A 12397-nucleotide genomic window follows, 5' to 3' on the forward strand; every position below is an offset into this window, starting at 1 on the left:
GCGTCGGGGCCGATCGATCGGTGGACTCGAACCTCGGTCAGACCAGGCCCTCGAAGGCGTCGTCGAGGTACGCGCCGAAGTCGGGGCCCGCTTGATTGGTCAACACGTGCCGCATCCACGCTGCGCGTTCGTAACCGGTGACCGCCAGTTCCCAGACCGTCGCGGCGGGCGCGTCACGGACCTCGACGAACTCCTCGGGCCGCTCGACCGGCGCGTGGAAGGTGCGTTGCCACAGTTCATGCCGCCGCATCCACCAGTCCACCGACACCACGCACGCGTTCCGTGCGTCGTGGGCAACGAGGTAGGCGACACCGTGGGCACCCTGATCGGCTCCGACCGCGCCCAGGACCTCCACCGCACGCGAGACACCCGCGTCGACCAGTTCGGCTCTCGGATACCAGGTGCCCTCCGCGATGCCATAACACTTGATCCGCCAACCACCCGCCTCCTCGATGCCGAGGAAACGAACCGGACGCGGGGCATAGGACGTGTCTGTCCGAGGCTGCACGCGGTCATCCTGATGCCGCCGGACACCGCTTGTCGACCGCCAGGGGAGAACCGATACCGGACCTATGCCCGCTATTCGTTCAGAATGCTGGTGGGCGTCGATTCAGGTTCCGAAGATCAGACGTGCGCCGAGGGTCAAGGCCATCGCCGCCACCACGGAGAGGAAGACCCGTCGCACGAAGCCCGAGCCCTGACGGGTGGCGATCAGCGCCCCCGTGACGCTGCCTGCGATGTTGCAGGCCGCCATCGTCAGACCGAGTCCCCACAGCACCTTGCCTGCGGGAATGAAGTAGCACAGCGCTCCGAGGTTCGTGGCGGTGTTGACCAGCTTGGCCGTCGCCGAAGCGTGCAGGAACGCGTAGCCGAGCATCCCGACCAATAGGAAGACCAGGAACGATCCGGTGCCGGGGCCGGCCAGCCCGTCCCAGAAGCCGATGGTGAGGCCACCCAGCGCGGCCAACGCGATCTGTGCTCGGCGGCCGAAGCGCGGGGTCTCCACCGAGCCGAGTGCCGGTTTGCGCCAGGTATAGATTCCGACGCCCACCAGGGCGATCAACACGACCCAGTTGAGCACGTCGGTGGGCAGCAGGTTCGCGAAGGCCGCCCCGCCGACCGCGCCCCCGAAGGCGATCAGTGCCATAGGCACCGCCGTCCACCAGTCGATACGCGTCCGTCGAGCGTAGGTCGGGACCGCCGAGGCCGTGCCTGCGAACGCCGCCACCTTGCTCGTGGCCAGACTCAGCAGGGTGTCGCCACCCGGCATGACCAGCAGCAGCGCGGGCAGCTGTATCAGTCCCCCGCCTCCGACGATCGCGTCGACGGCACCTGCGGCGAAGGCCGCGACGCATAAGAAGAGAAGCGCTGCCAGGGACACGTCGGCGAACCCGGCCCACTCCAGAGGACTCGACACCCATCGAGCCTACGATCAGTGCGTGGCGGCTCAGACCTGCGTCGATGGCGAGAATCGTCACAGCCCGACCGGCTTCCGGCGCCCCACGGCGCGCGGTTTCCCGGCTGTTAGACTGCGCCGTCGTGCCGTGTGGCATTCCGCCATGGAGGAAGACTGTCGTTCCCGATCCGGGCTTCGCCTGCGTGAACGCTCGGCAGCGCCACGAGAGATACGCGGCACGACTGACACACATCGAGACCGAGGGGTTGTCGCATGGCGAACATCAAGTCACAGGTCAAGCGGATCCGGACCAACGAGAAGGCCCGGCTTCGGAACAAGGCGGTGAAGTCCTCGGTCAAGACCGCGATCCGCAAGTTCCGTGAGGCTGCCGAGGCCGGCGACAAGGACAAGGCCATCACGTTGAGCCGCGAGGCGGGCCGCAAGCTGGACAAGGCTGCCAGCAAGGGCGTCATCCACGCGAACCAGGCCGCCAACAAGAAGTCGGCGATCGCCAAGCGCGTGAACCAGCTCTGAGCTGTCTGCCAGGACTTCGTCCTGGCTATCCGTGACGCAGGCCGTCGGCCGCGTACAGCGGCAGCTCGGTGGCGCACGGACAGGTCGATCGAGACCGCCGAGGGGCATTCCCTCGGCGGTCTCTCGCTTTTCAGAGCGTCGGAGCGCGGTGACACAGGAGACCGCACCGCCGCAGACGCAGGTCTCTCAGTGGGCGGCGGATCTGGCGTCGATGATTCCGAACACCGCGCGTTCCAGCGCGTACGAGGAATCGGCCGCCATGCCCTTCACCTCGCCGTTGAGCGCGGCCACCAGGTGCATCGCCCTGCCCAACCCGGCTTCCTCCCAGCCTCGGACCTGGGTACGCACCTTCTTGATCTTCCACGGCGGCATGCCCAGTTCACCAGCCATCTGCATGGGATCCCCATTACGGGCGCCGCGCACCAGGGCGATGCTGCGCACGGCGTCCGCCAACGCGTCCGCGATCAGCACGGCGGGCACCCCGGTCTGCAGAGCCCACCGAAGTGCTTCGAGGGCGCCCGTCCGATCGCCGGTGACGGCCTTCTCCGCGACGGCGAACCCGGTGACCTCCGCGCGGCCCCGGTGGTACCGACGGACAACCGTCTCGTCGATGGGTCCGTCGGTGTCGGCGACCAGTTGAACTGCGGCGGCGGCGAGTTCTCGCAGGTCCGAGCCCACCGTCTCGACCAGGGCCGATACCGCCCGAGCGTCGATCCGGCCACCGACCCGCCGCACCTCGTTGCGAACGAAGGCCTCGCGCTCGTTGCTCCGAGTGATCTTTCCGCATTCCTCCACGGCTGCGCCGTTGCCCTTGAGCGCGGCCGGAAGCTGTTTGGCCAGCTTGGCACGACCGCCGCCGGAATGGACCACGACCAGGACGATCCCGTCATCGGGCTGCGGCCGATAGGCGACGAGCGCCTCGGCGAGCTCCGCGCCGGCGTCCTGGGCCGTATCCACCACCACCACCCGCCCCTCGCCGAACAACGAGGGGCTCACCAACTCGGCGAACCGTGGCACGGTCAGTTCGGCTGCTTTGATCCGGACCGTCTCGGTCATCGGGTCGAGTGCCTTCGCCGCGTCCGACGCCGCTCGCACGGCGCGCTCGACGAGTAGCTCCTCCTCCCCCAGGACCAGCAGAAGCGGGGCGGCCGGGGCGGCTTGCTTGCTCACCCGACCATCCTGGCACGGGTGCCCGACCGGCTTCGGCGCCGAGAGGCCGACGGCGGTCCGATCCTGCCGCGCGGATGCGGCGAAGGCCACCGTCGGAAGAGGGCATCCGGTCCCACGCTTCGGACGCAGGGTGGTTTCGGACTGTTTCGATGCCCTAGGGTTGGCCGCACAACTGAAGACTTCATCCAGAGGGGTAGAGGGTCCGGCCCTACGAAACCCCGGCAACCGGCGTCGCCTGCCAACCGCGCTCTGCGGGCTGTCGACGATCACGGTGCCAATTCCGGCCCGCGACAGCGGGAAAGATGAGGAGAGGCCTCGCGATGACGACCACCCTGCGCAATTCCACGGATGCCACGTTGGATCTCGGTCCGGCAATCGCATTGTCCTGCAGGGAGTGCGGCAACCGCATTCCGCTCGCGGCCGAATTCGCCTGTGCCGAATGTTTCGGACCGCTGGAAGTGGCCTACGAGTTCGGCAGGATCCGCCGGGAGGACATCGAGGCGGGCCCCCGTTCCATCTGGCGCTACCGCAACCTGCTCCCCGTACCCGCCGACGTCGATGAGCACGCCAACACCCAGCCCGGACTGACCCGGCTCGTGCGTGCCGACCGACTGGGCGCCGAACTCGGGCTGAAGAACCTGTGGGTCAAGGACGACACCGGTAACCCCACCCACTCTTTCAAGGACCGCGTGGTCGCTGTGGCCTTGGCCGCAGCCCGGGAATTGGGATTCCAGGTGTTGGCCTGTCCCTCCACCGGCAACCTCGCCAACGCCGTCGCCGCTGCGGCGGCTCGTGCGGGTTGGCGCTCCGTGGTGCTGATCCCGTCGACATTGGAGCGGGCCAAGGTGTTGACCACCGCGGCCTACGACGGTGCCCTCATCGCGGTGGAGGGCAACTACGACGACGTCAACCGGCTTGCCACCGAGCTGGCGGCCGAGCACGAGGACTGGGCGTTCGTCAACGTCAACGTGCGGCCGTACTACGCCGAGGGCTCGAAGACGCTCGGTTACGAGGTCGCCGAGCAGCTCGGCTGGCGACTTCCGGAGCAGATCGTCGTCCCGATCGCCTCCGGTGCGCAACTCACCAAGGTCGACAAAGGCTTCCGCGAACTGGGCGAACTGGGTCTTGTGGAGCCCACGCCCTACCGGATCTTCGGTGCCCAGGCCACCGGCTGCTCTCCGGTGTCCGCCGCGTTCCGAGCGGGCAGTGACGTGGTCCAGCCCGTTCGCCCGGACACCATCGCCCGTTCACTGGCGATCGGCGCACCTGCCGACGGCCCCTACGTGCTCGACGCCGTCCGACGCACCGGCGGTGCCATCGAGGACGTCAGTGACGAGGAGGTGGTCGCGGGCATCCGCCTGTTGGCCAGGACCGAGGGCATCTTCACCGAGACCGCAGGCGGGGTCACCGTGGCCACGACGAAGAAGTTGGTCGAGGCCGGAAAGATCGACCCGGAGGCCGAGACGGTACTGCTGATCACCGGCGACGGCCTCAAGACCCTCGACGCGATTCAGGATCACGTCGGACCCACGGCCACCGTGCCGCCGTCGGCGCAGGCCGTGCACGAGGCGCTCGGCTACTGAGCGAACCGGCGTCTCGAATCGGACTTGGGACTTCGGGGCGGTCGAGGAGCCGGCGGGATCGGTGAATCGGTCCCGCCCCGGCTCACGGCTGGGCCACCTCCGGGGTACGACGAGCCACCAACGGCGCCTCGGCTCCCTCGGCCACCGCCACGTCGCCGCCGAGGTCGGTACGCACCACCTCGGCGCCCAGCGTCGTCAGCTCGTCGATCACCGTGGCATTGGGATGCCCGTAGCGGTTGTCGGCACCCACGCTGATCAGGGCGACTCTCGGTCTGATCGCCGCGAGGAAACGTGGTGAGGTGTAGCGCGAGCCGTGATGCGGCACCTTGAGCACGTCCGCACCGAGGTCGACGCCCGAGCCGAGCAGGGCATCCTGACCGGCCAATTCGACGTCCCCGGTCAGCAGTACGCGACCGACCGGCGTCGTCGCGCGGATCACCAACGAGGCATCGTTGATCTCCGTGCCGGATTCCTCGTCGACCCGGGTAGGTGGGGCGACCGGTCCGAGTACCTCCATGGTCAGCTCGGGCCAGTCCAGGCGTTGATCGGCCCGGAGCTCCACGATCGGCACCTGGGCCGCAGCCGCCGATTCGCGCACCCGAGTATCGGCCCAGGCGGGTGCACGAAGCGGGCCGACCGCGACCGCCGACACCCGCCGCCCGGTCATCGCCGAGGTCAGCCCGCCGATGTGGTCGGCATGGAGATGACTCAGCACGATCAGCGCGAGAGTGTGGACGCCGAGATCACGCAGGCATGCGTGCACGGCCCCGTTGTCCGGTCCGGTGTCCACGACCACCGCGCTGCCGGGCTCGCCGGTGGCGAGCACGATGGCATCGCCCTGTTCGACGTCGCAGGCCACCACCGTCCAATCCCGTGGCGGCCAACCCGGTGCGACGATCCGGCTCGGCACCAGGAAGAGCACCAGCACCAAGACCAGTGCCAGCACCAGGGTCCGGGTTCGCCGCGATCGCACGAGGAGGATCAGCACCACGAGAACCACCGCGAGCAGCACCCCGCCGCCCATCCCGCCCGGCCAGTCCAGGCGCGCCCCGGGAACAGCAGCGGCATGACGTCCGACCAGGATCAACCACCACACCTCGGGCCCGGCCAACCGCACGAGCAGCTCGGCGGTACCCAGGTGCAGCGGCGCGATCAGCGCCGCCAGCACCCCCAGCACCGTGGCAGGTGGCACCGCCGGTGCTGCCAGCAGGTTCGCCAATACCGAGATGAGACTGACCTCGCCGGACAGCCCGGCGACCAGCGGGGCGGTGGCCAGCTGCGCGGCCATCGCGACGGCCAGAGCCTCCGCGAGCACAACGGGGACACCTCGATCCCGCAGGGCACCCGCCCACCTCGGCGCCAGGATCACCAGACCCGCCGTCGCCGCCACCGACAATGCGAACCCCGGATGCGTGGCCAACTCCGGGCGCACCATCAACAGGACGATCACCGTTCCCGCCAGCGCCGGCAGGGCACAGCGACGCCGTCCGAGCACCAAGGCCAGCAGGGTGACCGCGCCCATCGCAGCCGCCCGAAGCACGCTGGGTTCCGGACGAGCCAGGATCACGAAGCCCACGAGCGTCACGCCCGCTGCCAAGGTCGACGGGATCGGCCCGAGGCTCAATGCCCGACATCCCAACAGGACGGCCCCGCACAGAATCGCCAGATTGGCGCCGGACACAGCGGTCAAGTGCGTCAATCCCGCAGCTTGGAACTCCTCCTCGACCTGAGCCGATTGATCGCGGGTGTCGCCGACCACCAGTGCGGGCAGCAGGCCTGCCGGATCGGGATGCAGCACGCTGGCTGCGGTCCGCAGTCCACCGCGGATCACGTCGGCAGCCGATTGCCACCACGAGACCGGCCCGACCGCCGTGGGTGGTCCCCGCACCCGGAGCACCGCCACCGTGAGGTCGCCGGAGCGGGCAGGGAGCAGCGAGCCCTCGACGGTCACCTGTTGACCGGGTAGCAGCGTCGCCCATTCGGGGTCATCGGCGAGGACTATCGTTCCTCCCCAGGTCGGGGTCCATCCGTCGTCCCCTCGCATCGCGGTCAACTGAGTGCGGATCAACAACCTGCCGTCGTCCGGCGAGCCTGCATAGCCCGCGCTGCTCAACCGGACCGGATCCTCGGTGAGTCGTAGCCGCACGAGGGCCTCGGCGCCTCGCTCGGCTGCGGCCCGCAGTTCATGGCCGCTGGTGTGTTGGACCCGAAGGGCGATACCGATCGAGGCCGTGATCGTCAGTGCCCCGACGGCCAGCACGCCCGCCATCATTCGTCGAGCGAGCGGGAATCGATGCCAGGCCCGGAGGCCGCAGCCGATCACCAGCAGGCAGGCCACTATCCCGACCAGGATCGCGGCGTGGTGGCCGCCGTACATCCCGACCAGGGTGGTGCCCCACACCGCCAGCGCCGAGGGCACCAGTCGGAGGTCACGGCGAGCCGGTTGCTCGATCATGCCGTCACCAGGTCCTTCAATCGCTCGTACCTGGTGGGGCCGATCCCGTCCACCTCGCGCAGGTCCTCGACGGAATCGAACCGACCGTGTTCGGTCCGCCAATCGAGAATGCGTTGCGCGGTGACCGGCCCCACGCCGGGCAGCGAGTCGAGCTGGGCGACCGATGCCGCGTTCAGGTCGATCGCGGCACCACCACCGGCGGTGGCCGCGGCCTCGCCACCGCCGACCACGCCGCCGTCGGACTGCGCTCCGGGTGGCACGGGCGCATCGACGTGGATCTGCTCACCATCTGCCAGCGGACGAGCCAGGTTCACCGTGTCGAGATCGGCATCCGGGTGTGCCCCGCCCGCAGCCGCCACCGCGTCCGCCACTCTGGCTGGCGCGCTGAGCGTGACCAGTCCGGGTGTCATGACCCGCCCGACGACGCTGACCACCAGTTCGGCGGGCGCCGTCGTCGTCTCTGCCACCGAGGTCGACGAGGTCTGCGGAGTGGCGGCGGCGGGCACCAGCGGTAGTGGTTCCGCAGCAGGCGCGGACCGCCAGAGCAATCCCACCGTGACGACCAAGGCGATACCCACCGCGCCGAGCCCGAGCGCCAGCGCGCCCGATCGGCCGGGGTCCAGTCGGGCCGAGCCGATGCCAGCGGGCACCCAGCGCCGGACGAGGCGGTTGAGCCTGCCTTCGGTGGGTAGCTTCACGGAGGTCGGGTCACCGACGCGACTGCGATGTCGCCCGCCGACGGGTGGAGCACCTCGACCGGTCCCGTCCCGCCGTCTCCAGCCATCCCCGACGGCCCTCGTCACACCGGCGTCCGGCGGCACGCCATCGCCGTCCTCCCCGGTGACGATGACGTCGAGTCGCCGCCGAGGGCCCGGGAAGACAGCTCGGCGTGGTGTCGTGGAAACGGCCATGCCGTGCATTCAAGCCGTCGATCACGAGCAACACCCGAGTTCAAGATCCACATGTGGATGGATCGGACGGTGTGGACAACTCCCCGGTCAGAACGCGACGGCGGCCTTCCGATCGCCCTCGGTTGCGTAACGTCGTGGGGTTACGCCCAGCCACTCGGGTGGCTCAGCCGATCAGGTCAGGGCCGCCCGGCAACACGACCGCGCCCAGCACGCCGGGCCCGGTATGCGCGCCGATCACCGCGCCCAACTCCGAGATCAGACAGGCCCGGCAGCCGGGAACGCGTTCCTCGATCCTCGACGCCAGTTCCACCGCTCGCTCCGGCGCATCCAGGTGGTGCACCGCCACGCCGACATCGCCGGACCCGGCGGTCTCGACGACATGGTCGACCAGCCTGGTCAGCGCCCGCGCAGAGGTGCGGACCTTCTCCAGGGGGACGATGCCGCCGTCGTCGACGTGTAGCAGCGGACGCACCGCCAGCGCCGTGCCAAGGAACGCCGCCGCAGTGCCGATACGACCACCACGTCGCAGGTACTCCAGGGTGTCCAGACAGAAGAAGGCCCTGGTCCGCAGCGCTGTCTCCTCGGCGATCCTGGCAGCCTCGTGGCCATCGGCACCGGAGCCCGCCGCGATCGCGGCCGACAGGACCGCATAGCCCAGGCCCATCCCGGTGGAACGAGAATCGATCACCTTGATCCGGTCCGAGCCCAGTTCCTCGGCTGCGAACCACGCCGCATCCCAGGTTCCGGAGAGGTCTGCCGACAGGTGCACCGAGACGATCATCTCGGCGCCGTCCCGCAGCAGTTCTCGATAGACCGCGGCGAACTCGCTCGGTGTCGGGCGGGAGGTGGTGACCAGGCGGTGGGCCCGGAGGTCGGCGGCGAGTTCCTTCGGGCCGACGTCGACGCAGTCTCGCCGCGACCGGCCGTCCACCAGGACGTGCAGCGGCACCACCCGCACCCGATATCGCTCGGCGAATCCCTCGGGGAGGTGGGCTGTCGAATCGGTGACGATGGCCACGGTCATCCCGGGCGCCTGCTGTTCTGCCGCCAGGCCATCGCTTCGATGCCGTGGTGCGTCGGCCGTATCGCCGTCCGGATGGGTTCGCCGGTCGCGATGACCAGCTCGGCCAAGGCCAGCCCGACGGCATGATGTGCCGTCCAGCCCCAGTGCAGCCCGTCACGGTTGCCCTGGCCGGAGTCCAGGTGGTCGGTGACCAGCGAAGGCAGATCGAGCAACGGGATGCCGACTCGGCCGCCCCAGGCCCGGATCTCCGCTTCGGCAGGCGCATGCCCGGTATGGATCCGGGCATAGGAGTCGGCGCGGTGGACCGAGGGCACCATCGCGATGATCGGTAGCTCGGGACGTAGCGCTCGGATCGCCCGTCTGCATTCATCGAGATACCGGACCGTCAGCCGAGGCGGCAGCGCCACCGGCTTACCGCCCATGGCCCGGGTCAGCGACGGCTGGAGCCGCCGGTAACCCGCCCGGACCCGTCGACGCAGGCCGTCGGGACGCAGGTACCGGATGCCTTCCCGCAATGCCGTCGGCAGCGGCGAGGGCAGCGTGTCCATGCTTCCGACACCCAATACCACCGCGCGGACCAGCGGCAACGCGGCCCACACCCTCGGATCGCCGGTCAATGCCCACCAGGCGTCCCGTGCCGTCCAACCGAGCCCCGCGACGAGTTGAGCGGTACCGCCCAACTCTGCGGCGGCGACATTGGGCCACAGCCTCGGTTCGTCGGCCGGATGTGGGCCCTGCGGACCGTGGAAGGCGAGGGAATCGCCGAGGACCAGCAGCTCCCCACCTCTACGATCCGCCGCGTTCACTCCGAGATGCCTGCGTTGTACTGCCGTAGCCGCCACACGATGTCGTCGGCACGGCGTTCCAGAACCGTCCAATGGCAGTTCCCGATGCCACCGAGTTGCAGCCAATGGGGCAGATCCAGACCGAGCAACCGCCCGGTGAGCGTCGTGATCAGACCACCGTGGGCGCACAGCAACACCGTGCCCGAATACTCCTTATCCAGGTCTGCGACGACGCTTGCGGCGCGGTCCGCGACCTGGATCCGTGTCTCCCCGTTCGGCGTCGGCTGAGTCGGATCGTCGCGCCACTTCGACAGCAGCCCCGGCCAGGCCTCCTCGATCTCCACCGAGGTCAGACCCTCCCAATCACCCATGTGCGTCTCACGCAACCTGGTGTCGGTCTGAGTCTTGACGCCGGTGATCAGGTGGAAGGCCGACGCGGTGTCGGCAGCACGACGAAGATCCGAGGTGACCACGACCTCGGGTTCGAAACGAACCAACTCGGGCGCGGCACGGCGAGCCTGCGCACGCCCCCGCTCGGTGAGTTCGGTATCGAGGTGGCCCTGCAACCGGCCCTCTGCGTTGTGCCCTGTCTCGCCGTGCCGCCAGAGCACCAATCTGGACAGCGTCACGCCTGATCGTCCTCGGTCGCCGAAGCCGCCTCGGCGCTGTCCTCGGAAGACGTCGACGTGGGGGCTCCATCGTCGAACGGCACCCTCGGACAGTCCTTCCACAGCCGCTCGAGCCCGTAGAACGCACGTTCCTCGGCGTGTTGCACGTGGACGACGACGTCCACGAAGTCCAACAGCACCCACCGGCCTTCACGGGCGCCCTCACGGCGTACCGGCTTCACACCGATCTCGCGCAGCTTCTCCTCGATGCCGTCGACGATGGCCGAGACCTGACGCTCGTTGGGCGCCGAGGCGATCACGAAACAGTCGGTGATGACAAGCTGATCGGACACGTCCAGCACCACGATCTCGTGGGCCTTCTTGTCCGCCGCCGCACGGGCGGCGACGAGCGCCGTCTTCCGCGCCTCGTCGGTCGCTACCACAGTTCTCCCTCCGTGGCGGGCAAGCTCGCCCGCTCGAGTGTCTGAGCGTACCGGTGCCCGGTACATCGCCGACACGCAAAAAGACGTGAGGTGACGTAGCCGGGTGTTGGAACGATCCTGGTCCGACGTCAGGCCCCGGTACAGCCCGCACCCGGTGCGGTGATGCGAGCGGGAACCAGGACCACCCTGGCCGACTCGTTTCGTCGCTGACCTGGTGTAATCGATTGCCGGACTACTTCGTGCCACAGGGGTCACGCCAGCTCGACAACACCGTCGATCCACAGCGCTGCTGCGCCCGAGACGGGCGGGAACGCCCCCATCCGGACGTCGAGCGTGCTGCCCACCCGGCTCCGCGACATCGGCCGGTTCGAGGTCGATCCCGCCGCACAGGCCGATGAGGCCACTACCTATCGGACAACGCAGACCGGCGCCGAGCTCTCGCCGATGGCATACCGTGGCTCCACCTCGCCTACGCCCTGCGCCAGACCGCATCGGCGATCACCGTGCTGGACCACACGACGGACCGACTCCAGAACCGATCGGACTCATTCCCACCGACCCCCGATGGCGACAAGACAGCAGGTCAGCGACTGGAATCGACGTATAGGTCCCGCTTGGAGATGTACTGGACGACGCCGTCGGGAACCAGGTACCAGACGGGCATCCCCTCCGCCACGCGCGTGCGACACGCCGTGGACGAGATCGCCATCGCGGGCACCTCGATCAGCGTCACCGAGCCTGCCGGCAGGTGGTGGTCCGCGAGTTGATAGCCGGGCCTGGTCACTCCGACGAAGTGCGCGAGCGCGAACAGCTCGTCGGCTCGACGCCAGGACAGGATCTGCCCCAACGCGTCGGCGCCGGTGATGAAGAAGAAGTCCGTATCGGTGTAATGGGTGCGCAGATCCCGCAGGGTGTCCACGGTGAAGGTGGGCCCGTCGCGGTCGATGTCGACACGGCTGACCGAGAACCTCGGGTTGGACGCCGTCGCGATGACCGTCATCAGATAGCGGTCCTCGGCGGCGGTGATGACCTGGCCGTCCTTCTGCCAGGGCTTTCCGGTGGGCACGAACACGACCTCGTCCAGTTCGAAGCGTGCCTGTACCTCGCTCGCGACCACCAGGTGGCCATGGTGAATCGGGTCGAAGGTGCCGCCCATCACACCCACCCGCCGACGGGCAGAACTCTCCATCGGACTCACCGCCGTCGTCTCGGACACGAACGGGCAGCTTACCGGTCGGGTGGATGGGCGGCGGCCGACCAGGTCAGTCGACCGGTGCTACGACCTTCCCACCGACCAACTCACGCACCAGGATGGCCTCGACCGGGCAGCTGTCCGCGGCGTCGATCACCCCATCGTGCGCGTCGATCTCCTCCGAGATCGCGCTGGCCGCAGCGCCGTCGAGCCGGAAATGCTCGGGCGCGGTGCCTGCGCACATGCCCGATCCGACGCACGCCCCCTGGTTGACGTCGATCTTCCAGCGACTCATG

The 12397-nt window shown here is 68.9% G+C and carries 13 protein-coding genes and 1 riboswitch; of the genes, 2 read left to right on the forward strand and 11 right to left on the reverse strand.

Annotation, left to right across the window (positions count from 1 at the left end; translation table 11 throughout):
• Positions 1–37: 37 nt before the first annotated feature.
• Positions 38–508, reverse strand: coding sequence for a hypothetical protein (locus BKA25_RS18935; RefSeq protein WP_069847875.1), 471 nt, complete (start codon positions 506–508; stop codon positions 38–40).
• A 102-nt stretch (positions 509–610) separates the two neighbouring features.
• Positions 611–1417 (reverse strand): sulfite exporter TauE/SafE family protein, encoded by an 807-nt coding sequence (locus BKA25_RS18940; RefSeq protein WP_069847873.1) that lies wholly within the window; start codon positions 1415–1417, stop codon positions 611–613.
• Positions 1418–1669: 252 nt separating this feature from the next.
• Here BKA25_RS18940 and rpsT point away from each other — a divergent pair, with 252 nt between their 5' ends.
• Positions 1670–1930 (forward strand): 30S ribosomal protein S20, encoded by a 261-nt coding sequence (gene rpsT / locus BKA25_RS18945; RefSeq protein WP_069847871.1) that lies wholly within the window; start codon positions 1670–1672, stop codon positions 1928–1930.
• Positions 1931–2116: 186 nt separating this feature from the next.
• Here rpsT and holA read toward each other — a convergent pair whose 3' ends face one another.
• Complete coding sequence (gene holA / locus BKA25_RS18950) at positions 2117–3100, reverse strand: DNA polymerase III subunit delta (RefSeq protein ID WP_069853420.1); 984 nt, start codon at positions 3098–3100, stop codon at positions 2117–2119.
• A gap of 178 nt (positions 3101–3278) precedes the next feature.
• Positions 3279–3409: riboswitch (SAM riboswitch) on the forward strand.
• A gap of 11 nt (positions 3410–3420) precedes the next feature.
• On the opposite strand from holA, the gene thrC reads away from it, so the two are divergent.
• Complete coding sequence (thrC, locus tag BKA25_RS18955; protein WP_069853419.1) at positions 3421–4683, forward strand: threonine synthase; 1263 nt, start codon at positions 3421–3423, stop codon at positions 4681–4683.
• Between the two features lie 82 nt (positions 4684–4765).
• On the opposite strand, the gene BKA25_RS18960 is transcribed toward thrC, so the two are convergent.
• The 8 genes from BKA25_RS18960 to BKA25_RS18995 form a co-directional block, all read right to left on the reverse strand.
• Complete coding sequence (locus BKA25_RS18960; protein ID WP_069847869.1) at positions 4766–7138, reverse strand: ComEC/Rec2 family competence protein; 2373 nt, start codon at positions 7136–7138, stop codon at positions 4766–4768.
• Complete coding sequence (locus BKA25_RS27980; protein ID WP_069853418.1) at positions 7135–7836, reverse strand: ComEA family DNA-binding protein; 702 nt, start codon at positions 7834–7836, stop codon at positions 7135–7137. The genes BKA25_RS18960 and BKA25_RS27980 overlap by 4 nt, the downstream gene beginning before the upstream one ends.
• Positions 7837–8212: 376 nt before the next feature.
• A complete protein-coding gene (locus BKA25_RS18970) occupies positions 8213–9073 on the reverse strand; it encodes a DegV family protein (RefSeq protein WP_069847867.1) in 861 nt (286 codons plus the stop codon).
• Entirely contained in the window at positions 9070–9879 is an 810-nt protein-coding gene (gene octT, locus BKA25_RS18975; RefSeq protein WP_069847865.1) for a diglucosylglycerate octanoyltransferase, read from the reverse strand. Before octT ends, BKA25_RS18970 begins: the two co-directional genes overlap by 4 nt.
• Positions 9876–10487: a histidine phosphatase family protein gene (locus BKA25_RS18980; RefSeq protein ID WP_069847863.1), complete on the reverse strand. Its 612-nt coding sequence runs from the start codon at positions 10485–10487 to the stop codon at positions 9876–9878. The genes octT and BKA25_RS18980 overlap by 4 nt, the downstream gene beginning before the upstream one ends.
• Positions 10484–10909: a ribosome silencing factor gene (rsfS, locus tag BKA25_RS18985; RefSeq protein ID WP_069847861.1), complete on the reverse strand. Its 426-nt coding sequence runs from the start codon at positions 10907–10909 to the stop codon at positions 10484–10486. The genes BKA25_RS18980 and rsfS overlap by 4 nt, the downstream gene beginning before the upstream one ends.
• A 583-nt stretch (positions 10910–11492) precedes the next feature.
• Positions 11493–12098: a nicotinate-nucleotide adenylyltransferase gene (gene nadD / locus BKA25_RS18990; RefSeq protein ID WP_084643598.1), complete on the reverse strand. Its 606-nt coding sequence runs from the start codon at positions 12096–12098 to the stop codon at positions 11493–11495.
• A gap of 73 nt (positions 12099–12171) precedes the next feature.
• Positions 12172–12396: a ferredoxin gene (locus BKA25_RS18995; protein WP_069853417.1), complete on the reverse strand. Its 225-nt coding sequence runs from the start codon at positions 12394–12396 to the stop codon at positions 12172–12174.
• Position 12397: the final 1 nt, after the last annotated feature.

This window comes from Actinoalloteichus hymeniacidonis (genome assembly GCF_014203365.1).
Taxonomy (GTDB): Bacteria; Actinomycetota; Actinomycetes; order Mycobacteriales; family Pseudonocardiaceae; genus Actinoalloteichus_A; species Actinoalloteichus_A hymeniacidonis.

What these genes read in the sequence shown, in the direction of transcription:
- nadD (WP_084643598.1), bottom strand. Translation starts at nt 12,098, where the DNA reads ATGGAGAGTTCTGCCCGTCGGCGGGTGGGTGTGATGGGCGGCACCTTC.
- thrC (WP_069853419.1), top strand. Translation starts at nt 3,421, where the DNA reads ATGACGACCACCCTGCGCAATTCCACGGATGCCACGTTGGATCTCGGT.
- BKA25_RS18970 (WP_069847867.1), bottom strand. Translation starts at nt 9,073, where the DNA reads ATGACCGTGGCCATCGTCACCGATTCGACAGCCCACCTCCCCGAGGGA.
- BKA25_RS18995 (WP_069853417.1), bottom strand. Translation starts at nt 12,396, where the DNA reads ATGAGTCGCTGGAAGATCGACGTCAACCAGGGGGCGTGCGTCGGATCG.
- BKA25_RS18960 (WP_069847869.1), bottom strand. Translation starts at nt 7,138, where the DNA reads ATGATCGAGCAACCGGCTCGCCGTGACCTCCGACTGGTGCCCTCGGCG.
- rpsT (WP_069847871.1), top strand. Translation starts at nt 1,670, where the DNA reads ATGGCGAACATCAAGTCACAGGTCAAGCGGATCCGGACCAACGAGAAG.